We start from the raw sequence: 22,719 nt of genomic DNA on the forward strand, positions 1-22,719 counted from the left end.
CGGTGCTCCCGGGGCCGTCGCCTTCAGCGGCTCCCGGTTCAGGAGGCGCCGTTGGCCTTCTTGCGGCGCGCCGCGTAGACGATGCCGCCGCCCGCGGCGAGCACCACGACGCCGCCGATGGTCAGCGGCAGGATGCCGTCCGCACCGGTGAACGCCAGGCCGCCACCGCCGCCGCCGTTCGAGCCGGTGCGGCTCGCGGACGGGGACGGGGACGGGGTCGCGTCGGCGGAGCCGCTGGCGCTCGGCTGCGGGCTCGCGGAGCCGCCGGGGGTCGGCGACTCGCTGCCGGCCGGGGTGCCGGCGCTCTCCGAGGGCTTCGGGCTCTCGGAGGCACCCGTGCTGCCCGAGGGCGACGGGCTCTCGGAGCCGCCCGGGGTGGTGCCGCCGGGCAGGCAGCCGCCGAACGGGTAGTGGTGGGTCTCGGCACCGCCGCTGCCGGTCAGCGACTTCGCCCACACCGAGCCGTTGACCGGGCCGCCGGTGCCCAGGTCGAACGCCGCGTTCGGGGCGAGGATGCTGCCCGGCCAGGCGTTGCCGCTGTGCTTGGTGACCGCGGTCGCGGTCGGGAGGTTCCACAGCAGCTCGGCGCGCTCGGCGCCGCCGTCCGCGGACTGCGACTTGTCGTCCTGGACGTACTTGCCCTTGGCGTTGTCCCAGATCCAGAACCCGGTGGTCGGGCCGCCCGGGCCCTTGGTCTGGTCGTAGGAGCCGCCGGTCACGTTGATGATCGTGGTGGAGCCGGCCGGGACCTTGAGGTAGACGTCGCCGGCCTTCTGCAGCACGTCGGCCGCGACGGTGAAGACGTTGGTGGTCGCGTCCGTGCCGGTGAAGGTGATCGTGCGTCCGTCGGAGACCGGGGCGCCACCCGTGGTCTTCGCCAGTTCGGTGGAGACGTGCCGCAGGTGGGCGAACTCCTTGCCGAAGTCGATCGGCGAGGTGCCCTTGGAGACGCCCTCCAGCTGGCCGCCGCCGACGACCTTGCCGGCGTAGACGCCCTTGCCCTTCATGACCTGGACGTGGGCGCCGTTCTGGATCAGGTCGCCGCCCACCACCAGCGAGTAGCCGCCGGGCAGGGCGGCGACCTCGGCCTGGGTGAGCTCGTTGCCCACGGTGAAGCCGGACTTGCTGAAGTCGGCGTTGCCGCCGACCGCGACCGCGCCCTCGGCGTCCGGGCTGTGGGTGTCGTTGCCCTCGATGAACTCGCCGTACTTCCCGGCGACCCCGAGGTCGAAGCAGGTGCCGCCCGTGGTCGGGGCGGCGGTCGCGGCGGTCGGGACGACCAGGGCCGCGAGGGCGAGCGAGCCACCGAGCGCCACGGCGGCAGCGGATATGGACTTGCGCATGTGCGGGACTCCGCGTGTGGGTGCGGGCAGGAGTGTGAGATGAGCCCAACCCGGAAAAAGGTATGGACCAAACCGCACTCTTTCGGCCATCTGCTCGGCCGGTCAAGGCCGTTGACCGACACGCTCGAAATGATACTTTTTGTCCAGCGGCCGCACGGGAACCTTTCGCCCGCGGTCGAACCGCGCCCGCACCGCAGCCGCGTCCCGGCCGCACCGCCGCCGCACCCCGCCCGCACCGCCGCGCCCGCCCGCCGCCCGGGGCCGGAGCACGGTGTAAGCCCGCCTACGATGGTCCGGTGACCAACCCGCTCTCCCTCCTCGCCGAACGCTGGCACCCGACCCCGCAGCACGTCCGCCGGGCGGCGCTGGCCGCGCTGGTGATGAGCGTGGTGATCGTGGTGACCGGCGGCGCCGTCCGGCTGACCGACTCCGGCCTGGGCTGCACCACCTGGCCCGCCTGCACCGACGGCAGCGTGACGCCGACGCCCGAGATGGGCGTGCACGGCGTCATCGAGTTCACCAACCGGATGCTCACCTACGTGCTGTCCGCCGCGATCGGCTGGTTCATCCTGGCCGCCCGCTGCGCGAAGCCGTGGCGCCGTTCGCTGACCAAGCTCGGCTGGTCCCAGTTCTGGCTGGTGGTCTCCAACGCGGTGCTCGGCGGCATCACCGTGCTGACCGACCTCAACCCGTACGTGGTGGCGCTGCACATGGTCGCCGCGCTGGGCCTGGTCTGGACGGCCGTGCTCAGCTGGGAGCGCAGCAAGGAGGGCGACGGGGCGCCGCACCCGCTGGTGGCGCCCGGGATCCAGCGGTTCGCGCAGGTGCTGGTGGCCGCGATCGGGGCGCTGGTGCTGGTCGGCACGCTGGTCACCGGCGCGGGCCACCACCCGGGCTCGGCCGGTACCTGGCGCATCCCGCTCGACTACGACCGCCTGGCCCAGGCCCACGCCGACCTGGTCTTCCTCGCGGTCGGCCTGACGCTGGCCGCACTGCTGGTGTTCGCCGCGGTCAAGGCCCCGCCGGCCGCCCGGGCCCGGGTGCGGGAGCTGTTCGTGCTGCTGCTGCTGCAGGGCGTGCTCGGTTTCGTCCAGTACTTCACGGACGCCCCGGAGGTCATGGTCGGCCTGCACATGCTGGGCGCCGCGGTGATCTGGGGCGCCGCCCTGCGCGTCCCGCTGGCCCTGCGCGGCCGCGCCGCCGTCCCGGACCGGTCCGCCGCCGCCCCGGCCGCCGAACTGGTCGCCTGACCGGCCCCGGAACGCACCGACGGCCCGCCGGGAACCCGAGCCCCGGCGGGCCGTCGTCGTGTGCGGGGGGTCAGATCTGGATGCCCGCCATCCGCTTCCACTCGTACGGGCCGGTCCTGACCTTCAGGCCCAGCTCGCCCTCGAAGCTGTCGTGCAGGGTGATCCCGGCCAGCTCGGCGGCCCGGAGCCCGACCGGGTAGCTGGGCGCGACCTGGTCGCCCCAGGCGCCGTCCGCGCCGACCAGGACGATCCGGGTGGCGGCCGCGCCGACGTACTCCACGACGCCGTCGGCGCTGCCGCCGTGCTGCGCGGCGAAGCTGCTCAGGTGCTTGGCAATGCGCTTGGCGCGGCGCTCGGCGCGGGCGTCCGGCGCGGTGGTGGTGGCGGTGTCCGCGTTGGTCATGCCCGCATGCTACCGAGGGGTAGCGCCGGTGGCGACGGTGGAGCGCTGTGCCGGAGCCCACACCTCCTCGGCCCCCGCCTCCTCGGCCCGCAGCTCGCCGGCCCCGACGTAGGCGCGGGCGAAGGCGGCGGCCTCCGGGCCGGGGCGGGCGATCCGGCGGATCCGCTCCAGCCGCAGCCGCAGCGCGAACTCGCGCTGCTCGGGCGGCAGCCCGGCGGGCAGGTGGAGCAGGTCGAGCAGCCCGTCGGAGAACTCCTGGGTGCGCCAGGCCGCCGCCAGCCGGCGCCGCTGGTAGCCCTCCAGCGCACCGCCGTCGCCACCGTCGTCGCCCCCGCCCCCGTCGTCGCCGAGGGCTTCCAGCAGCGCCCCGGCCAGGTCGACGACGTCGGCGACGGCCGAGTTGAGGCCCTTGCCGCCGGACGGGGTGACGGTGTGCGCGGCGTCCCCGGCCAGCAGCAGCCGCCCGTGCCGCAGCCGGCCGGCGACCCGGCCGCGCATCCGCAGCACGCCGGTCTCCAGCAGCTCGCCGGGCACCGGGTCCGCGCCGCCGAGCCCCAGCCGGTGCGCCAGCCCGGCCCGGATCCGGTCCGCGTCCCAGCCGTCCAGCCGCTCCCCGGCGGGCACCTCCAGGTAGAACCGGCCGACCTCGGCGGTGCGCGGCATCATCCCGGCGAACCCGTCCGCGTGCACCGCGTAGCGGATCGTGCCCACCGGCCGGTCGATCCGGGCCAGCACGGTCAGCCAGTCGTACGGGTAGCGGCGGGCGGGGCCCCGGGCCCCGTCGGGGAAGGCGGCGGCGACCGGGCCGCGCGCGCCCTCGCAGCCGACCGCCCAGGCGGCGCGCAGCTCCCCGCGGGCGGTGTCCAGCACGGGCCGCCCCGCGCCGTCCGCCGCCACCGCCGCGACCGGCGAGGAGAAGGCGATCGTGCCGCCGTCCGCCTCGTAGGCGGCGACCAGGTCGCGGACCAGCAGCTGCTGCGGGTACACCCAGTGCCGCGCGCCGCCGGAGAGCGCGCCGTAGTCGACGGTGACCTTCTCGCCGAGGCAGGTGATCTCGCACCGCCCGTGCCGCTCCCCCGCCGCGACCAGCCGGTCCGCCAGGCCCAGCCCGCGCAGGTGCTCCACCACCCGGTGCTCCAGCACCCCGGCCCGGGCGGCGCCCTCCAGCTCGGCCCGGGAGCGCCGCTCGTGGACGGCGACGTCGACGCCCGCCCGGCGCAGCAGGTGCGCGAGCACCAGCCCGGCGGGCCCGGCGCCGACGATCGCGACGGTGGTGGTGCGGGGCGTCATCGGTGCTCTCCCGGTGCTCTCGGCGGACGTCCGCAACCTAGCACCTGACGGACCGTCAGGCCCGTGGCGTGAATACTGTCCGGGTGAACGATTTCCGTGGCTGGCCGGCCGAGGCGCTGGAGTTCTACGAGCACCTGGAGGCCGACAACTCGAAGACCTTCTGGGCCGCGCACCGCGCGGTGTACGACGAGGCGGTGCGGGCGCCGATGGAGGCGCTGCTGGCCCGGCTGGAGCCGGAGTTCGGGCCGGGCAAGGTCTTCCGGCCGAACCGCGACGTCCGGTTCTCCGCCGACAAGTCCCCGTACAAGACGCACGTCGGCGGCTACCTGGAGTCCGGCGGCTACGTGCAGCTGTCGGCGGACGGGCTGGCCTGCGGGCTGGGCTACTACCACCTGGCGAGCGACCAACTGGCGCGCTACCGCGCCGCGGTGGCCGAGGACGTGCCGGGCGCCGAGCTGGAGCGGGTGGTGGCGGCCGTCCGCGCGGCCGGGCCGCAGGTGGTGGGGCGGGACAGCCTGAAGACCGCGCCGCGCGGCGTGGCCAAGGACCACCCGCGGATCGAACTGCTGCGCCACAAGGGCCTGATCGCCTGGCAGGAGTGGGAGCCCGCGGCCTGGCTGGGCACCGCGCAGGCGTACGGCCGGATCACCGGCTTCCTGCACGCGGCGGCGCCGCTGCACGAGTGGCTGGAGAACCACGTCGGCCCCAGCGAGCTTCCGCCGCGCTGAGGCCGAGGGGTCGAGCAGGAGGAGACGTCGAGCAGGAGGAGACGGGGGTCAGCCCACGAAGGGGTCCACCGCGACGACCAGGAACAGCAGGGTCAGGTAGGTGATCGACCAGTGGAACAGCCGCATCTCCTTGAGCTTGGCGCCCACGATGCCGGCCTTGGCGCGCGACTGGAGGGCGTACGCCTCCTTCATCCACAGCGCGCCGAGGACCGCGGCGACCGCCGGGTACAGCCAGCTGGTGTGCGCGGCGGGCCACAGCAGCAGCGAGGTCGCGACCATCACCCAGGAGTAGGCGACGACCTGCCGGGCGACGCCGATGTTGCCGCGGATCACCGGCAGCATCGGCACCCCGGCCTTGGCGTAGTCGTCGCGGACCTTCATCATCAGCACCCAGGTGTGCGGCGGCGTCCAGAAGAACACCACCAGGAACAGCACCAGGGCCGCCCAGGACAGCGAGTTCGTGACCGAGGACCAGCCGACCAGCACCGGCATGCACCCGGCGATGCCGCCCCAGACGACGTTCTGCGAGGTGCGGCGCTTGAGGCCGAGGGTGTAGACGAAGACGTAGAACAGCAGGGCGCCCAGCGCGAGCGCCGAGGAGAGCCAGTTGACCAGGACGCCGAGCCACAGGGTGGAGACCACGGCCAGCACGACGCCGAAGACCAGCGCCTCGCGCGGGGAGACCATGCCGGTGACGATCGGACGCCGTTCGGTGCGGGACATCACCGCGTCGATGTCCCGGTCGATGTACATGTTGAGCGCGTTGGCGCCGCCCGCCGAGAGGTAGCCGCCGACCACGACCGCGAGCACCCGCCACAGGTTGGGCACGCCGCCCTGGGCCAGGAACATCACCGGCACCGTGGAGATCAGCAGGAGTTCGATGATCCGGGGTTTGGTGAGGGCCACGAAGGCCCCGACGCGGGCCCCGAACGGCCGGGGCGCGGTCCTCGTCCCTACCACCACCCCTGCGGGGCGGGATTCGACGGCGGTCACGGACACCTCAACAGTCGATGAACTTCCACAGGCGTCCCGGAGACCCGCAGGGTGCCCGCCGTCCGCTCTGCGCGTACCACGCAACCATAGACGTTCCATATCTCCCGATCCGCCCCGGGGTCCCCGGCGAGCCGCGTCCGCTCCCGTCTCGCCCATCGGAACGGGCAAACCCTCCCCGTACGGGTGAAGGTGGGACAGAGCGATTGACGTCCGCCGGTGGAATGCGGCGCCGCCGTCTCACGTTGCCCCGGCACAGAGGGTGAGGTGCGCCGCAAACGGTAGGCTCGCACGGAGAAGCGGGATCAACCCTCCGTGATCGGCACCAGCCACAGCGGCGTGGCCGACCGGTCCCCTTCACGGGGTCACACTTCACACATCCGGAAGGAGCCCTGAGTCAGGGTGAGCACCACGCCGAACGTCTTTGAGTGGAGCGAGTCGGACCAGCGGGCCGTCGACACGGCCCGGGTCCTGGCCATGGACGCCGTGCAGAAGGTGGGGAACGGACACCCCGGCACGGCCATGTCGCTGGCTCCCGCCGCGTACCTCATCTTCCAGCGCTTCCTGCGCCACGACCCGACCGACCCGACCTGGGTGGGCCGCGACCGCTTCGTGCTCTCCCCCGGGCACACCTCCCTCACGCTGTACACCCAGCTGTTCCTGTCCGGCTACGGACTGTCGCTGGACGACCTGAAGGCCTTCCGGGTCGCGGGCAGCCGCACCCCCGGCCACCCCGAGCACGGCCACACCGCGGGCGTGGAGACCACCACCGGCCCGCTCGGCCAGGGCATGGGCAACGCGGTCGGCATGGCGATGGCCGCCCGCTACGAGCGCGGCCTGTTCGACCCGGACGCGGCGCCCGGCACCTCGCCGTTCGACCACACCGTCTGGGCGATCGTCTCCGACGGCGACCTGGAGGAGGGCATCTCCGCGGAGGCGTCCTCGCTGGCCGGCCACCAGAAGCTGGGCAACCTGGTCGCGCTGTACGACGACAACCACATCTCGATCGAGGGCGACACCGCCACCGCCTTCTCCGAGGACGTGCTGGCCCGCTACGAGGCGTACGGCTGGCACGTCCAGCGGGTCAGCCCGAAGGCCGACGGCGACATCGACGTGGCCGCGCTGGCCGCCGCGCTGGAGGCCGCCCGGGCCGAGACCGGCAAGCCGTCGATCATCGCGATGCGCACCATCATCGCCTGGCCCGCGCCGAACGCCCAGGACACCGCCAAGGCGCACGGCTCGGCCCTCGGCGACGCCGAGATCGCCGCCACCAAGAAGGTGCTCGGCTTCGACCCGGCCAAGACCTTCGAGGTCTCCGACGAGGTCGTCGCGCACGCCCGCCTCGTGGTGCAGCGCGGCCAGGCCGCCCGCGCCGCCTGGGACGGCGAGCTCGCCGACTGGCGCGCCGCCAACCCGCAGCGCGCCGCCGAGTTCGACCGGATCCAGATCGGCGAGCTGCCCGACGGCTGGGAGAAGGCGATCCCGGTCTTCCCGGCCGGCAAGGACGTCGCCACCCGCAAGGCCTCCGGCGACACCCTCAAGGCCGTCGGCAAGCTCGTCCCCGAACTGTGGGGCGGCTCCGCGGACCTCGCCGAGTCCAACCTGACCACCATCGACGAGGAGTCCTCCTTCCTTCCGGAGGGCAACCCGCTCAAGAGCGCCTCGCCGTACGGCCGCACCATCCACTACGGCATCCGCGAGCACGCCATGGGCTCGGTGATGAACGGCATCGCGCTGCACGGCCGCACCCGCATCTACGGCGGCACCTTCCTGGTGTTCTCCGACTACATGCGCCCCGCGGTCCGGCTCGCCGCGCTGATGAAGCTGCCGGTGGTCTACGTCTGGACGCACGACTCGATCGGCCTCGGCGAGGACGGCCCGACCCACCAGCCGGTCGAGCACCTGGCCGCGCTGCGCGCCATCCCCGGCCTCGCGGTGGTCCGCCCGGCGGACGCCAACGAGACCGCCGTGGTGTGGCGCACCGTGCTGGAGCGGCAGACCAGCCACCCCGGCCCGGTCGGCCTGGCGCTGACCCGGCAGGGCGTGCCGACCTTCGACCGCGAGGTGTTCGGCTCCGCCGAGGGCGCGGCCAGGGGCGGCTACGTGCTGGCCGAGGCCGAGGGCGGCGAGCCCAAGGTGATCCTGATCGGCACCGGCTCCGAGGTGCAGCTGGCCGTGCAGGCCCGCGAGGCGCTGCAGTCCGAGGGCGTCCCGACCCGGGTGGTCTCGCTGCCGTCGGTGGAGTGGTTCAACGAGCAGGACCAGGCGTACCGCGACAGCGTGCTGCCGCCGAACGTCCGGGCCCGGGTCTCGGTCGAGGCGGGCATCGCCCAGGGCTGGCGCGAGCTGGTCGGCGACGCCGGTCGGATCATCAGCCTGGACCACTTCGGCGCCTCCGCCGACTACCAGGTGCTGTACCAGGAGTTCGGCATCACCGCCGACGCGGTCGCCAACGCCGCCCGCGCCTCGCTGCGCACGGTCGAGGCCGTCTCCCGCTGACGCGCTGACCCACCCGGTCCGGGGTATCCGCACTACCCCGGACCGGTCTCCCCGGACTCCACCAGACGTACGAAAAGAAGAAGAGGGACTGAGCACCATGACCGACGCTTTGAACCGCCTCAGCGAAGCAGGCGTGGCGATCTGGCTCGACGACCTGAGCCGCGAGCGCCTGAACTCCGGCAACCTGGCCGAGCTGGTGCAGGAGAAGCACGTCGTCGGCGTCACCACCAACCCGACCATCTTCCAGAAGGCCATCGGCAGCGGCAGCGCCGCCTACGACGGCCAGCTGACCGACCTCGCGGTGCGCGGCGTCACCACCGAGGAGGCGATCCGCATGATCACCACCTCCGACGTGCGCGACGCCGCCGACGTGCTGCGCCCCGTCTACGACGCCTCCAACGGCCGCGACGGCCGGGTCTCCATCGAGGTCGACCCGCGCCTGGCCCACCGCACCGACGCCACCGTCGCCGAGGCCAAGCAGCTGTGGTGGCTGGTCGACCGCCCCAACGTGCTGATCAAGATCCCCGCCACCATGGGCGGCCTCCCCGCGATCAGCCAGGTCCTGGCCCGGGGCATCAGCGTCAACGTCACGCTGATCTTCTCGCTCGAGCGCTACAAGGCCGTCATCGACGCCCACCTGTCCGGCCTGGAGCAGGCCAAGGCCGCCGGCCTGGACCTCTCCCAGATCGAGTCCGTCGCCTCGTTCTTCGTCTCCCGCGTGGACACCGAGATCGACAAGCGCCTGGAGGCGGTCGGCACCCCCGAGGCCAAGGAGCTGCGCTCCAAGGCCGCCCTGGCCAACGCCCGCCTCGCCTACCAGGCGTACGAGGAGGTCTACGGCTCGGTGGACGGCGCCAAGCCGGCCTCCGCCCGCTGGGCCGCCCTGGAGGCCGCGGGCGCCAAGCCGCAGCGCCCGCTGTGGGCGTCCACCGGCGTCAAGGACCCGAACCTGCCCGACACCCTCTACGTGACCGAGCTGGTCGCCCCGGGCACCGTCAACACCATGCCCGAGGCCACCCTGGACGCCACCGACGACCACGGCGAGGTCACCGGCGACACCATCACGTCGAACTACGCCGACGCGAAGGCCGTGCTCGACGCGGTCGCCGCCGCGGGCGTGGACTACGACGACGTGGTCCAGGTCCTGGAGGACGAGGGCGTCTCCAAGTTCGAGGCCTCCTGGACCGAGCTGCTCGACACCGTCACCGCGGCGCTCGAAGCGCACGGCAAGAACTGACACCTGCTCACGAACTGACGCAACGAAAGCGGAGCACACCACAGTGAGCAACACCCAGCCGTACCCGGATGTGGAGGGCACGGAACCGGCCGCGGGCGACACCCCGGACCGGCCCGTCAACCCGCTGCGCGACCCCGCCGACCGGCGCCTCCCGAGGATCGCCGGCCCGTCCGGGCTGGTGATCTTCGGCGTCACCGGCGACCTGTCGCGCAAGAAGCTGATGCCCGCCGTCTACGACCTCGCCAACCGCGGCCTGCTCCCCCCGGGCTTCTCGCTCGTCGGGTTCGCCCGCCGCGAGTGGGAGGACGAGGACTTCGCCAACGAGGTCCACGACGCCGTCAAGGAGCACGCCCGCACGCCCTTCCGCGAGGAGGTCTGGCAGCAACTGGCGAAGGGCATGCGCTTCGTCCAGGGCGACTTCGGCGACGACGAGGCCTTCGACACCCTGCGCCGCACCATCGAGGACCTCGACCGGGCGCAGGGCACCAGCGGCAACTTCGCCTTCTACCTGTCGGTGCCGCCGAAGTTCTTCCCGACCGTGGTCCAGCAGCTCAAGAAGCACGGCCTGACCGACCCGGCGCCGGGCTCCTGGCGCCGGGCCGTGATCGAGAAGCCGTTCGGCCACGACCTGGCCAGCGCCCAGGAGCTGAACCGGATCGTCCACGAGGTCTTCCCCCGGGACGAGGTCTTCCGGATCGACCACTACCTGGGCAAGGAGACCGTCCAGAACATCCTGGCGCTGCGCTTCGCCAACCAGATGTTCGAGCCGATCTGGAACCGGTCGTACGTCGACCACGTGCAGATCACCATGGCCGAGGACATCGGCATCGGCGGCCGGGCCGGCTACTACGACGGCATCGGCTCCGCCCGTGACGTCATCCAGAACCACCTGCTGCAGCTGATGGCGCTGACCGCCATCGAGGAGCCGGCGTCCTTCCACCCGAAGGCGCTGGTCGCCGAGAAGCTGAAGGTGCTCAGCGCCGTCAAGCTGCCCGCCGACCTGGGCGCGCACACCGTGCGCGGCCAGTACGCGGCGGGCTGGCAGGGCGGCGAGGAGGTCGTCGGGTACCTGGACGAGGACGGCATCAACCCCGAGTCCCGGACCGACACCTACGCCGCCATCAAGCTGGAGATCAACAACCGGCGCTGGGCGGGCGTCCCGTTCTACCTGCGCACCGGCAAGCGGCTGGGCCGCCGGGTCACCGAGATCGCGGTGGTCTTCCAGCGCGCCCCGTACCTGCCGTTCGACTCCTACGCCACCGAGGAGCTCGGCCAGAACGCCCTGGTGATCCGCGTCCAGCCGGACGAGGGCGTCACCGTGCGGTTCGGCTCGAAGGTTCCCGGCACCGCGCTGGAGGTCCGCGACGTCACGATGGACTTCGCCTACGGCGAGTCCTTCACCGAGTCCAGCCCCGAGGCGTACGAGCGCCTCATCCTGGACGTCCTGCTGGGCGACGCGAACCTCTTCCCGCGGCACCAGGAGGTCGAGCTGTCCTGGCAGATCCTCGACCCGATCGAGCAGTACTGGGACGCCAACGGGAAGCCCGCGCAGTACCCGGCCGGCACCTGGGGGCCGGTCGAGGCGGACGAGATGCTCGCACGAGACGGCAGGAGCTGGCGCCGGCCATGAAGATCGACCTGACGGACACCACGTCCAGCAAGATCAACGCTGCCCTGATGGGCGCCCGCCGGGCCAGCGGCTCGACCGCCGCCGGCATGGTGCTGACCCTGGTCATCGTGACCGACGAGGGCAGCGCCTACGACGCCCTCAAGGCCGCCAACGACGCCTCCCGCGAGCACCCCTCGCGGACGCTCGCCGTCATCAAGCGGGCCGGCCGCTCCCCCCGCGCCCGGGCCGAGACCCGGCTCGACGCGGAGATCCTGGTCGGCACCGACGCGGGCAGCGGCGAGACGGTCGTCCTGCGCATGCACGGCGAACTCGCCGCGCACGCCCAGTCGGTGGTCCTGCCGCTGCTGCTGCCCGACGCCCCCGTGGTGGTCTGGTGGCCGGACAACGCCCCGCTCAACCCCGCGCAGGACCCGCTGGGCGCGCTCGCCCAGCGCCGGATCACCGACGCGGTGACCGCCGAGTCCCCGGTCGGCCAGCTCGCCCAGCGGGCGTCCGGCTACACCCCCGGCGACACCGACCTCGCCTGGACCAGGATCACCGGCTGGCGCTCCATGCTGGCCGCCGCCCTGGACCAGCGCGACGTCGCCATCACCGGCGCCGTGGTCGAGGGCGAGTCGTACAACCCCAGCGTCGAACTGCTCGGCCTGTGGCTGCACAACCGCCTGCGCGTCCCGGTCGAACGGGTCGTCACCGGCGGCCCCGGCATCACCGCCGTCCGGCTGCGCACCGCGGACGGCGACATCACCCTCGACCGCCCCGACGGCCTGCTCGGCACGCTCTGCATGCCCGGCGCGCCCGACCGGATGGTCGCGCTCAAGCGCCGCGACACCGCCGAACTGATCGCCGAGGAACTGCGCCGCCTCGACCCCGACGACATCTACGCCACCGCCGTCCGCACCCCGGTCGACCGGCTGCGCGAGCGGATCGCCGGAGTCGGGCACGCGGGCCCCGGCGGCACCGTGGAGGCCGAGGCCCCCGCGGCGGCGGAGTCGGCGGAGCCGGAGGAGTCCAAGGTCGTCGAGGCCGCGGTCACCGCCCCGGCCCGGGTCACCGCCAAGCTCCCGGCGAAGAAGACCGCCACGAAGAAGGCGCCCGCCGCGGAGAAGCCCGCCCCGCGCAAGCGGAGCGGGCAGTGAGCACCGACCGGGTCCTGGTCCACCGGGACGCCGCGCTGCTCGCCCAGGCGGCCGCCGCCCGGCTGCTCACCACCCTGGTCGACGCCCAGTCCGCCCGCGGCACCGCACACCTGGTGCTCACCGGCGGCCGCAACGGCAACGCCCTGCTGGCCGCGCTCGCCGCCCACCCGGCGCGCGACGCGGTCGACTGGGCGCACGTCGACCTGTGGTGGGGCGACGAGCGCTACCTGCCGGCCGGCGACCCGGAGCGCAACGCCGTCCAGGCGGCCGCGTTCCTGGACGCCGTCCGGCCGCTCGGCGCCCGGGTGCACGAGATGCCCCCGGACGACGGCGGCACCCCGGCCGAGGACGCCGCCGACCGCTACGCCGCCGACCTGGCGGCCGCGGCCGCCCCCGGCGCGCAGCTGCCGGTCTTCGACGTCCTGCTGCTCGGCGTCGGCCCCGACGCGCACGTCGCCTCGCTCTTCCCCGGCCACCCCGGCACCGAGCGCACCGACGGCACCGTCATCGCGGTCCACGACTCGCCCAAGCCCCCGCCGACCCGCCTCTCCCTCTCCCTCCCCGCCCTCCAACGGGCCCGCCAGGTCTGGCTGCTGGCCGCGGGCGAGGACAAGTCCGAGGCCGTCGCCCTGGCCCGCACCGCCCCCGGAGCCGCCACGGCCCCGGCCGGCGCGGTCCACGGCACCGAGCAGACCCTGTGGCTCCTCGACGAGGCCGCCGCGGCGAAGCTCGCCTGAGCCCGCAGGACGCCAGGAGGCCCGGCCCCCGCTCGGGGGCCGGGCCTTCGGTTACTTGCTCCCGCACGGACGGAGGGCGCCACCGGTGACCGGTGGCGCCCTCCGTCTCAGCGGCCGTGCTCAGATCTCGCCTCGCAGCTTGGCCAGCGCCTCGGCGAGGATCGCCTCGCCGTCCGCGTCGGTGCGGCGCTCGCGGACGTAGGCGAGGTGGGTCTTGTAGGGCTCGTTGCGGGCCGGGGCGGGCGGGTTGTGCTCGTCCTGGCCGGCCGGGAACCCGCAGCGCGGGCAGTCCCAGGTGTCGGGGATGGCCGCCTCGGCGGCGAAGCTGGGGCGCGTTTCGTGCTTGTTGGCGCACCAGAACGAGATGCGGTTGCGGGGAGCGGACTCGCCGCGCTCCGCTTCGCCCATCGGGCCGGCGCCGACTCTGCTGCCTCGGATCGCGTTGCCACTTGCCACGGTCTGACTCCCTGCGTGCTGGTGCCGTCCGGCCGCGGCTGGGCGGACGGTGGCGAAGTCGTCCTAGTGTAAGCGGGAGTTAAGCCATCGCCACCATCGCCCGCCGACTTGGTCTCAGTTGTTCTTGAGCAGCAGCCCGAGCACCACGATGCACGCGAACCAGGCGGTGCCGACGATCACGGTGATGCGGTCGAGGTTGCGCTCGGCCACCGCGGAACCGCCGCCGGTCGAGGACGCGCCGCCGCCGAACATGTCGGACAGGCCGCCGCCCTTGCCCTTGTGGAGCAGCACCAGCAGGATCATGATCAAGCTCAGGAGGATCAGAGCAATCTCGAACCCGAGAACCACGACGGACCAACTCTCTCGAATCTTCGGCGAAGGGGCCGGGCCCGCTCCACGCGGTCCGGCCCCAAAGCCTACGTTGCCGCAGGGGCGTTAGCCTACTGCCTGCTCACGGTAGCGCACGATCTTGACGAACTCGTCGGCGTCCAGCGAGGCACCGCCGATCAGGCCGCCGTCGACGTCGGGCTTGGCCATCAGACCGGCCGCCGACGAGGACTTCACCGAACCGCCGTACAGGACACGGACCTTGTCGGCCAGCTCGGCCCCGTACAGCTCGGCCAGGCGGGCCCGGATCGCGCCGCAGACCTCCTGCGCGTCCTCGGGGGTGGCGACCTCGCCGGTGCCGATCGCCCAGACCGGCTCGTACGCGACGACGATGCTCTCCGCGTCCGAGGCCGGGACGCCGTCGAGGGCGCCGTCGAGCTGGGCGAGGGTGTGCGCGACGTGGGTGCCGGCCTTGCGGATCTCCAGCGGCTCGCCGATGCACAGGATCGGGGTGATCCCGTTGCGGTAGGCGGCCTTCACCTTGGCGTTGACGATCTCCTCGTTCTCGCCGTGGTACTGGCGGCGCTCGGAGTGGCCGATCACCGCGTAGGCGACCTTCAGCTTCGCCAGCATCGGGCCGGACACCTCGCCGGTGTAGGCGCCGCCGTCGTGCTGGGAGATGTCCTGCGAGCCGTACTTGAGCTTCAGCTTGTCGCCGTCGACCAGGGTCTGCACGGAGCGCAGGTCGGTGAACGGGACCAGGACGGCGACCTCGACGGCCTCGTAGTCCTTGTCGGCCAGCGAGAACGCCAGCTTCTGGGTGTGCTGGATGGCCTCGAGGTGGTCGAGGTTCATCTTCCAGTTGCCCGCCATCAGCGGGAGACGCTCAGTCATGTCTCTCTCAGTCCTCCAGGGCGGCGAGACCGGGAAGGGTCTTGCCCTCCAGGTACTCGAGGCTCGCGCCACCGCCGGTCGAGATGTGTCCGAACTTCGTCTCGTCGAAGCCCAGGGTGCGGACCGCCGCCGCCGAGTCGCCGCCGCCGACCACGGTGAACGCGTCGGAGTCGAGCAGCGCCTGGGCGACCGCCCGGGTGCCGTCCGCGAAGGCGGGGTGCTCGAAGACGCCCATCGGGCCGTTCCAGAACACGGTCTTCGCGTCGGCGATCTTCTCCGCGAACAGCTGCGCGGTCTTCGGGCCGATGTCCAGGCCGAGCGCGCCGTCCGGGATCGCGTCCACGTCGACGACCGCGTAGTCCGCGACCGGGGCGCCGGTCTTGACGTCCGGGAAGCTGCCCGAGACCGCGGTGTCCAGCGGGACCACGAACTCGACGCCCTGCTCGGCGCCGCGCTTCAGGTAGTCCTGGACGACCGGGATCTGGTCCTCCTGGAGCAGCGAGGCGCCCACGCCGTGGCCCTGGGCCGCGATGAAGGTGTACATCATGCCGCCGCCGATCAGGATCCGGTCGGCCTTGCCGAGCAGGTTCTCGATCACGCCGACCTTGTCGGAGACCTTCGAGCCGCCGAGCACCACCACGTACGGGCGGGCCACGTCCTCGGTGAGGCGCTTGAGGACGCCCACCTCGGTGGCGATCAGGTCGCCGACCGCGTGCGGCAGCCGGGCCGGGAGGTCGTAGACGGAGGCGTGCTTGCGGTGCACCGCGCCGAAGCCGTCGCCGACGTACAGGTCCGCGAGGGTGGCCAGGGCGTCGGCGAACGCGCCGCGCTCGGCGTCGTCCTTGGAGGTCTCGCCCGCGTTGAAGCGCAGGTTCTCCAGCAGCGTGACCTCGCCGTCGCCGAGGGCGGCGACGGTGGCCTTCGCGCTGTCCCCGACGGTGTCGGTGGCGAACGCCACCGGGCGGCCGAGGATCTCGCCGAGGCGGACGGCCACCGGCGCGAGGGAGAACTTCGGGTCCGGCTCGCCCTTGGGGCGGCCCAGGTGGGAGGCGACGACGACGCGCGCGCCGCGCTCGACGAGCTTGGCGATGGTCGGCGCGACGGCGCGGATCCGGCCGTCGTCGGTGATGGTGTCACCGGACAGCGGCACGTTGAGGTCGGCGCGGACGAACACCCGCTTGCCGGAGACCTCCAGGTCTTCGATCGTCTTCACGGTCTTGCTCCTCAAGGGATGAAAACGGCAGGCGGCGACACGGCGGCGGGTCACCGGAAGGGGCGGGACGGGACGAGGGGGCGGGCGCAGCGGGCAGGGCCCGGTCGGCGAAGACAGCCGTCCGGGCCCTGCCCCTTACGTCACGTCAGCTACCGCTGGGGTCAGAGCTGGTCGCCGACGAGGGAGACCAGGTTGACGAGGCGGTTGGAGTAGCCGAACTCGTTGTCGTACCAGCCGAGCACCTTGACCTGGTTGCCCTGGACCATCGTCAGCTGCGAGTCGAAGATGCAGGAGTGCGGGTCGTTCACGATGTCCGAGGAGACGATCGGGTCCTCGGTGTACGCCAGGTAGCCCTTGAGCGGGCCCTCCTGCGCGGCCTTCTGGAAGGCCGCGTTGACCTCGTCCTTGGTGACCTCGCGCTCGAGGGTGACCACCAGGTCGGTGATGGAGCCGGTCGGGACGGGGACGCGCAGCGAGGTGCCGTCCAGCTTGCCCTTCAGCTCCGGCAGGACCAGGGAGGTGGCCTTGGCGGCACCGGTCGAGGTCGGGATGATGTTCTGCGAGGCGGCGCGGGCGCGACGCAGGTCCTTGTGCGGGAAGTCCAGGGTGACCTGGTCGTTGGTGAACGCGTGCACGGTGGTCATCAGGCCCTTGACGATGCCGAAGTTCTCGTGCAGGACCTTCGCCATCGGCGCCACGCAGTTGGTGGTGCAGGAGGCGTTCGAGATGATGTCGTGCGCAGCGGCGTCGTACTTGTCCTCGTTGACGCCCAGGACGATGGTGATGTCCTCGTCGCTGGCGGGCGCCGAGATGATGACCTTCTTGGCACCGGCGGTGATGTGCTTCTTCGCAGCATCGGCCTTGGTGAAGATGCCGGTGGACTCGACGACGATGTCGGCGCCCAGGGCGGCCCAGGGAAGGTTGGCGGGGTCGCGCTCGGCGGTGACCTTGAAGGTGTGACCGTCGACGGTGATGCTGTCCTCGGTGTGCGAGACCTCGCCGGGGAAGGTACCGAGAGTGGTGTCGTACTTGAGCAGGTGAGCCAGCGTCTTGGTGTCGGTCAGGTCGTTGACACCGACGATCTCGATGTCAGCGCCCTGGGACTTGACCGCACGGAAGAAGTTGCGGCCGATGCGGCCGAACCCGTTGATGCCTACCCGGATCGTCACGAACCGATCTCCTCTTAGGTACGCCGGGCCGGAGCCCGACGGGGGTGAAATTTGGGTTGTCCCCGACCACTGCTGACCCTACCTCCCCCAAGTGTCGCAAGGCACATCGCCTCACCGGTTGGGACGCGGCGGCCCGGGTGCGCGGAAGGGGCGCGCGCAGCGGGCGCGGCGGCTGCCGCGACCTGCTCCGCACGCCCCTCCGGTGTGCTGTCGGACGGTTGACCGACCGTCAGTTCAGGGCCATCTCCTCGGTCAGGTTGGCCTCGGTGTTCGGCAGGCCGAGTTCGGCGGCCCGCTTGTCGGCCATCGCCAGCAGGCGGCGGATCCGGCCGGCCACCGCGTCCTTGGTCAGCGGCGGGTCGGCGAGCGCGCCCAGCTCCTCCAGCGAGGCCTGCTTGTGCTGCATGCGCAGCGCGCCGGCCGCGGCCAGGTGCTCGGGCACCTCCTCGCCGAGGATCTCCAGGGCGCGCTGCACCCGGGCGCCCGCGGCGACCGCGGCGCGGGCCGAGCGGCGCAGGTTGGCGTCGTCGAAGTTGGCCAGCCGGTTGGCGGTGGCCCGCACCTCGCGGCGCATCCGGCGCTCCTCCCAGGCCAGCACGGACTCGTGCGCGCCGAGGCGGGTGAGCAGCGCGCCGATCGCGTCGCCGTCGCGGATCACCACCCGGTCGACGCCGCGCACCTCGCGGGCCTTGGCCGGGATGCCGAGCCGGCGGGCCGCGCCGACCAGGGCGAGTGCCGCCTCCGACCCCGGGCAGGTGATCTCCAGGGAGGAGGAGCGCCCGGGCTCGGTCAGCGAGCCGTGCGCGAGGAAGGCGCCGCGCCAGGCCGCCTCCGCGTCGCAGGTCGCGCCGGAGACCACCGCCGGGGGCAGGCCCCGGATCGGCCGTCCGCGTCCGTCCACCAGCCCGGTCTGCCGGGCCAGCAGCTCGCCGTCCTTCACCACCCGCACCACGTACCGGCTGCCGCGTCGCAGCCCGCCGGGGGCCATCACCACCAGATCCGAGGAGTGTCCGAAGATCTCCAGGAGGTCCTTGCGCAGCCGCCGTGCCGCAATGCCGGTGTCCAGCTCCGCCTCGATCACGATGCGGCCGCTCACAATGTGCAGTCCGCCCGCAAAACGCAGGATCGCCGAGACCTCCGCCTTGCGGCAGCAGGCACGGGTGACGGGAAGCCGGGAGATCTCGTCTTTCACCGCTGCCGTCATCGCCATGGGCCGATCCTTCCATGAGTCCGGAAAATCCGGTCGTACGCGGCGGCCAAGAGCTCCGCGTCGTGTCGCGGCGTCCCGTCCGCGCGGGCCACCGAGTCGAGCACCAGGACGGCGCCCATCCGCTCGGCGGCCTGTTCCAGGCCGGCCAGGTCGGCGACCCCGAAGGCGCCGCCGCTGACCGCCCGCTCGTCCACCAGGATCGCATCCACGGCCAGGTCCGGGGCGTGGTCGGCGATCACCTCCAGGTGGCGCTGCGGGGTGAAGCCCTCGGTCTCGCCGGGCTGCGGGGCCAGGTTGAGGGTGAGCAGGCGGCGGGCCCTGGTCCCGGTGAGGGCCTTGGCGAGGTCCGGGACGAGCAGGTGCGGCAGCACGCTGGTGAACCAGGAGCCGGGGCCGAGCACCACCCAGTCCGCCTCCAGGACGGCCTGCACGGCCTCCGGGACGGCCGGGGGCCCGTCCGGCAGCAGCCGGATCGACTGCACGGTGCCGGGCGTGATCGCCACCGCGGCCTGGCCGCGCACCGCCGACACCTCGGCGGGGCGCAGCGGGTCGTGGCCGCGGACCTGCGCCTCGATGTCCAGCGGGACGGCGGACATCGGCAGCACCCGGCCCTGCACGTTCAGCAGCCGGCCGACCCAGTCCAGCGCTTCCACCGGGTCGCCGAGCTTCTCCCAGAGCGCCACGATCAGCAGGTTGCCGACCGCGTGGCCGCCGAGCTCGCCGGTGCCCGCGAAGCGCTGCTGGATCACCTCGGACCACGTCCGGCCCCAGTCGTCGTCGCCGCACAGCGCGGCCAGCGCCTTGCGCAGGTCGCCGGGCGGCAGCACGCCGAGCTCGGCGCGCAGCCGCCCGCTGGAGCCGCCGTCGTCGGCGACGGTGACCACCGCGGTCAGCTCGGTGGTGAGCCGGCGCAGCGCGGACAGCGAGGCGGACAGGCCCTGGCCGCCGCCCAGGGCCGCCACCCTCAGCCGGTTGGGCCTGGGCGCGCCGGGGCGCGGGGCCCGCTCGGCGGGTCTGGTCCGGAGCTGCTGCCGCGCTGGCACGTATCCCGTCACGCCGACCCCATGTTCCTGTCTCGTGCTCGACCGGGGCGGCGGTGCGGGGGTTCCCGGCCGCTTACTCCCGGCCCATGTCCCGGTGGACCAGCACCGTCTCGACCCCGTCCGCGATCAGACGCTTGGTCAGCTGCTCGGACATCGCCACGCTGCGGTGCTTGCCTCCGGTGCAGCCTACGGCAAGCGTCATGTAGCGCTTCCCCTCCCGGCGGTACCCCTCGGTGATGATCCGGAGCAGGTCGGTGTAGCCGTCCACGAACTGCTGCGCGCCGGGCTGCTGGAACACGTACTCGGCGACCTCCGGGTCGGTGCCGGTGCGGGCCCGCAGCTCGGGGACCCAGTGCGGGTTGGGCAGGAAGCGGCAGTCCACCACCAGGTCGGCGTCGACCGGCAGGCCGTACTTGAAGCCGAAGGACATCACGGTGGCGCGCAGCTCCGGCTCGTCCTGCCCGGCGAACTGGGCGTCCATCTTGGCGCGCAGCTGGTGCACGTTGAGGTTGGAGGTGTCGAGCACCAGGTCGGCCTCGCCGCGCAGCTCGCGCAACAGCTCGCGCTCGCGGGCGATGCCGTCGACGATCCGGCCGTCGGCCTGCAGCGGGTGCGGGCGGCGGACCGACTCGAAGCGGCGCACCAGCGCGTCGTCGGAGGAGTCGAGGAAGAGCACCCGGAGCCGGACGCCGCGCTTCTCCAGCTCCTCCAGCGAGGTCAGCAGGTCGTCGAAGAAGGTGCGGCCGCGGACGTCGACCACGGCGCCGATCCGCGGCACCGCGCCCTGCGAGCGGGCGCCCAGGTCGACCATGGTGGGGATCAGCGCGGGCGGCAGGTTGTCGACCACGAACCAGCCGAGGTCCTCCAGGCACTTGGCGGCGGTGGAACGGCCCGCCCCGGACATGCCGGAGATGATCACCAGCTCGGGGGTGGTCTCTCCCCCGTTGGACACTGTCACGTCTCTTCCCCGCTTCTCGGTACTGCTGTGGCCGTGCTGTCTTCGATGATCTCGCCGGTCGCGGTGTTGACCGCGAATGCGGCAGGTGTACGGGAGGCCAAGGCTGCGGCAACAGTCTCGGCGGTGCGGCGCCCGATCCCGGGGACCTCGCACAGTTCGTCGACGGTCGCCGCGCGCAGCTTCTTCAGCGAACCGAAGTGCTTGAGCAGGGCCCGGCGGCGAGTCTCGCCCAGCCCGGGGACGGAGTCCAGTTCCCCCGCCGTGAGCCGTTTGGCGCGCTTGGCCCGCTGGTAGGTGATGGCGAAGCGGTGCGCCTCGTCGCGCACCCGCTGCAGCAGGTAGAGGCCCTCGCTGGAGCGCGGCAGCACCACCGGGTCGTCCTGGCCGGGCAGCCACACCTCCTCCAGGCGCTTGGCCAGCCCGCACACCGCGACGTCGTCGATGCCCAGCCCCTCCAGCGCCCGCACGGCGGCGGCGACCTGCGGCTGCCCGCCGTCGACCACCAGCAGTTGCGGCGGGTAGGCGAAGCGCTTGGGGCGGCCGTTCTCGTCGGTGAGCGCCCCGTCCTCCCCCGGGGCCTCCTCGGGCACCGCCCACTCGCCGGTCCGCTCGCGCTCCTGGAGGTAGCGGCGGAAGCGGCGGGTGATCACCTCGTGCATCGAGCGGACGTCGTCCTGGCCCTCGAACGACTTGACCTCGAAGCGGCGGTACTCGCCCTTGCGGGCCAGGCCGTCCTCGAAGACCACCATGGAGGCGACCACGTCCTCGCCCTGGAGGTGCGAGACGTCGAAGCACTCGATGCGCAGCGGCACCGAGTCCAGTTCCAGGGCGTCGGCGATCTCCTGGAGGGCGCGGCTGCGGGTGGTCAGGTCGGAGGCGCGCTTGGTCTTGTGCAGCGCCAGCGCCTGCTGGGCGTTGCGCTGGACGGTCTCCATCAGGTCCTTCTTGTCGCCGCGCTGCGGGACGCGCAGGTCGACCTGGGCGCCGCGCAGGGCGGACAGCCACGCGTGCACGGCCTCGTCGGGCAGCGCGGGGACGAGCACCTCGCGCGGGACCTGCTCGTTGCCCTCGCCGTACAGCTGCTGCAGGGCGTGCTCGACCAGGCCCGCGGTGTCCACGTCCTCGACCCGGTCGGTGACCCAGCCGCGCTGGCCGCGGACCCGGCCGCCGCGGACGTGGAAGATCTGCACGGCGGCCTCGAGCTCGTCCTCGGCCAGGGCCAGCAGGTCGGCGTCGGTGCCGTCGCCGAGGACGACCGCGTTCTTCTCCATCGCGCGCTGCAGGGCGCCGAGGTCGTCGCGCAGCCGGGCGGCCTTCTCGTACTCCATCTCGGCGGCGGCCTGCTGCATCTCCTGCTCCACCCGGCGCAGGTGGCCGCCCGTCCGGCCGGCCATGAAGTCGCAGAACTCCTCGGCGAGTTCGCGGTGCTCGGCGGCCGTGACCTTGCCGACGCAGGGCGCGGCGCACTTGCCGATGTAGCCGAGCAGGCAGGGGCGGCCGACCTGCTGGGCGCGCTTGAACACGCCGTTGGAGCACGTCCGCACCGGGAAGACCCGCAGCAGCAGGTCGACCGTCTCGCGGATCGCCCAGGCGTGCCCGTACGGGCCGAAGTAGCGCACGCCCTTCCTGTGCGCGCCGCGCATCACCTGGACGCGGGGGAACTCCTCGTTCAGGGTGACCGCCAGCTCCGGGTAGCTCTTGTCGTCCCGGTACTTGACGTTGAACCGCGGGTCGAACTCCTTGATCCAGGAGTACTCCAGCTGCAGCGCCTCGACCTCGGTGGAGACCACCGTCCACTCCACCGAGGCCGCGGTGGTCACCATCGTCGCGGTGCGCGGGTGCAGGTTCGCCACGTCCTGGAAGTACGAGGAGAGGCGCTGGCGCAGGCTCTTCGCCTTGCCCACGTAGATGACCCGGCCGTGCGCGTCGCGGAACTTGTACACCCCGGGCGAGGGCGGGATCGCCCCCGGCGCCGGTCGGTAGGTGGACGGGTCTGCCATGCCCCTACCGTACCGACTGCCGGTGACAGCGCGGCGCGGTCGCCGTCAGTCGGACTCCTCCTGCGCCGCCGCGGCGGCCAGGTGCGCCCGGAGTTCGGCGTTCTCCACCTCCAGCCGGGCGATCCGCTTGCGCGCGAAGTAGAGCTCCAGGACGGCGTCCTGGAACTCCCGCACCAGTTCCTCCGGGGTCAGCTGCACGGTCCGTC

Annotated in this window: 21 protein-coding genes; 7 read left to right on the top strand and 14 right to left on the bottom strand. The window is 72.8% G+C overall.

Annotated features, from left to right (window positions below):
* Window positions 1-38 precede the first annotated feature (38 nt).
* A complete protein-coding gene (locus OO57_RS12695) occupies window positions 39-1,343 on the bottom strand; it encodes a choice-of-anchor A family protein (protein ID WP_033252507.1) in 1,305 nt (434 codons plus the stop codon).
* A 296-nt stretch (window positions 1,344-1,639) separates the two neighbouring features.
* Here OO57_RS12695 and OO57_RS12700 point away from each other — a divergent pair, with 296 nt between their 5' ends.
* Window positions 1,640-2,593 (top strand): COX15/CtaA family protein, encoded by a 954-nt coding sequence (locus tag OO57_RS12700; RefSeq protein WP_033252508.1) that lies wholly within the window; start codon window positions 1,640-1,642, stop codon window positions 2,591-2,593.
* A gap of 70 nt (window positions 2,594-2,663) precedes the next feature.
* Here the strand turns inward: OO57_RS12700 and OO57_RS12705 are convergent, their stop codons facing one another.
* Together OO57_RS12705 and OO57_RS12710 are read right to left on the bottom strand one after the other, a co-directional pair.
* A complete protein-coding gene (locus OO57_RS12705) occupies window positions 2,664-2,996 on the bottom strand; it encodes a hypothetical protein (RefSeq protein ID WP_033252509.1) in 333 nt (110 codons plus the stop codon).
* Between the two features lie 9 nt (window positions 2,997-3,005).
* Window positions 3,006-4,286, bottom strand: coding sequence for an FAD-dependent monooxygenase (locus OO57_RS12710; RefSeq protein ID WP_033252510.1), 1,281 nt, complete (start codon window positions 4,284-4,286; stop codon window positions 3,006-3,008).
* An 83-nt stretch (window positions 4,287-4,369) separates the two neighbouring features.
* Here OO57_RS12710 and OO57_RS12715 point away from each other — a divergent pair, with 83 nt between their 5' ends.
* Window positions 4,370-5,014, top strand: coding sequence for a DUF2461 domain-containing protein (locus tag OO57_RS12715; RefSeq protein WP_033252511.1), 645 nt, complete (start codon window positions 4,370-4,372; stop codon window positions 5,012-5,014).
* 48 nt (window positions 5,015-5,062) lie between these two features.
* On the opposite strand, the gene OO57_RS12720 is transcribed toward OO57_RS12715, so the two are convergent.
* Entirely contained in the window at window positions 5,063-6,007 is a 945-nt protein-coding gene (locus tag OO57_RS12720; RefSeq protein ID WP_033252546.1) for a heme o synthase, read from the bottom strand.
* Window positions 6,008-6,406: 399 nt separating this feature from the next.
* Here OO57_RS12720 and tkt point away from each other — a divergent pair, with 399 nt between their 5' ends.
* The 5 genes from tkt (at window position 6,407) to pgl (ending at window position 13,243) form a co-directional block, all read left to right on the top strand.
* Window positions 6,407-8,503 (top strand): transketolase, encoded by a 2,097-nt coding sequence (gene tkt / locus OO57_RS12725; RefSeq protein ID WP_033252512.1) that lies wholly within the window; start codon window positions 6,407-6,409, stop codon window positions 8,501-8,503.
* Window positions 8,504-8,600: 97 nt separating this feature from the next.
* Window positions 8,601-9,740 carry a transaldolase gene (gene tal / locus OO57_RS12730; protein ID WP_033252513.1) on the top strand — a complete coding sequence of 380 codons (1,140 nt, stop codon included), beginning with the start codon at window positions 8,601-8,603 and terminating at the stop codon, window positions 9,738-9,740.
* A gap of 70 nt (window positions 9,741-9,810) precedes the next feature.
* Window positions 9,811-11,370: a glucose-6-phosphate dehydrogenase gene (zwf, locus tag OO57_RS12735; protein WP_051777441.1), complete on the top strand. Its 1,560-nt coding sequence runs from the start codon at window positions 9,811-9,813 to the stop codon at window positions 11,368-11,370.
* Window positions 11,367-12,506 (top strand): glucose-6-phosphate dehydrogenase assembly protein OpcA, encoded by a 1,140-nt coding sequence (opcA, locus tag OO57_RS12740; protein WP_033252514.1) that lies wholly within the window; start codon window positions 11,367-11,369, stop codon window positions 12,504-12,506. Before zwf ends, opcA begins: the two co-directional genes overlap by 4 nt.
* Window positions 12,503-13,243, top strand: a complete 741-nt coding sequence (pgl, locus tag OO57_RS12745; protein ID WP_033252515.1) for a 6-phosphogluconolactonase — start codon at window positions 12,503-12,505, stop codon at window positions 13,241-13,243. The genes opcA and pgl overlap by 4 nt, the downstream gene beginning before the upstream one ends.
* A 120-nt stretch (window positions 13,244-13,363) precedes the next feature.
* Here pgl and OO57_RS12750 read toward each other — a convergent pair whose 3' ends face one another.
* The 10 genes from OO57_RS12750 to OO57_RS44690 all read right to left on the bottom strand — a co-directional run bounded on the left by OO57_RS12750 (window position 13,364) and on the right by OO57_RS44690 (window position 22,711).
* Window positions 13,364-13,651 (bottom strand): RNA polymerase-binding protein RbpA, encoded by a 288-nt coding sequence (locus OO57_RS12750; protein WP_014138616.1) that lies wholly within the window; start codon window positions 13,649-13,651, stop codon window positions 13,364-13,366.
* 162 nt (window positions 13,652-13,813) lie between these two features.
* Window positions 13,814-14,047 carry a preprotein translocase subunit SecG gene (gene secG, locus OO57_RS12755; RefSeq protein WP_033252516.1) on the bottom strand — a complete coding sequence of 78 codons (234 nt, stop codon included), beginning with the start codon at window positions 14,045-14,047 and terminating at the stop codon, window positions 13,814-13,816.
* A gap of 87 nt (window positions 14,048-14,134) precedes the next feature.
* Window positions 14,135-14,920: a triose-phosphate isomerase gene (tpiA, locus tag OO57_RS12760; RefSeq protein WP_033252517.1), complete on the bottom strand. Its 786-nt coding sequence runs from the start codon at window positions 14,918-14,920 to the stop codon at window positions 14,135-14,137.
* Window positions 14,921-14,927: 7 nt separating this feature from the next.
* Window positions 14,928-16,133, bottom strand: a complete 1,206-nt coding sequence (locus OO57_RS12765) for a phosphoglycerate kinase (protein WP_033252518.1) — start codon at window positions 16,131-16,133, stop codon at window positions 14,928-14,930.
* A 161-nt stretch (window positions 16,134-16,294) separates the two neighbouring features.
* Window positions 16,295-17,302, bottom strand: coding sequence for a type I glyceraldehyde-3-phosphate dehydrogenase (gap, locus tag OO57_RS12770; protein WP_033252519.1), 1,008 nt, complete (start codon window positions 17,300-17,302; stop codon window positions 16,295-16,297).
* 229 nt (window positions 17,303-17,531) lie between these two features.
* Window positions 17,532-18,512, bottom strand: a complete 981-nt coding sequence (gene whiA / locus OO57_RS12775) for a DNA-binding protein WhiA (protein ID WP_014138611.1) — start codon at window positions 18,510-18,512, stop codon at window positions 17,532-17,534.
* Window positions 18,503-19,567, bottom strand: a complete 1,065-nt coding sequence (locus OO57_RS12780) for a uridine diphosphate-N-acetylglucosamine-binding protein YvcK (protein ID WP_081973643.1) — start codon at window positions 19,565-19,567, stop codon at window positions 18,503-18,505. The genes whiA and OO57_RS12780 overlap by 10 nt, the downstream gene beginning before the upstream one ends.
* Window positions 19,568-19,628: 61 nt before the next feature.
* On the bottom strand, window positions 19,629-20,507 hold the full coding sequence (gene rapZ, locus OO57_RS12785) for an RNase adapter RapZ (RefSeq protein WP_051777416.1): 879 nt from the start codon (window positions 20,505-20,507) through the stop codon (window positions 19,629-19,631).
* 2 nt (window positions 20,508-20,509) lie between these two features.
* The gene (uvrC, locus tag OO57_RS12790; protein ID WP_033252522.1) at window positions 20,510-22,513 is read right to left on the bottom strand and encodes an excinuclease ABC subunit UvrC; all 2,004 of its coding nucleotides are present in this window, start codon (window positions 22,511-22,513) and stop codon (window positions 20,510-20,512) included.
* 45 nt (window positions 22,514-22,558) lie between these two features.
* The gene (locus tag OO57_RS44690) at window positions 22,559-22,711 is read right to left on the bottom strand and encodes a hypothetical protein (protein ID WP_199811248.1); all 153 of its coding nucleotides are present in this window, start codon (window positions 22,709-22,711) and stop codon (window positions 22,559-22,561) included.
* Window positions 22,712-22,719 lie beyond the last annotated feature (8 nt).

This window comes from Kitasatospora phosalacinea, assembly GCF_000717185.1.
GTDB classification, from domain to species: domain Bacteria; phylum Actinomycetota; class Actinomycetes; order Streptomycetales; family Streptomycetaceae; genus Kitasatospora; species Kitasatospora phosalacinea_A.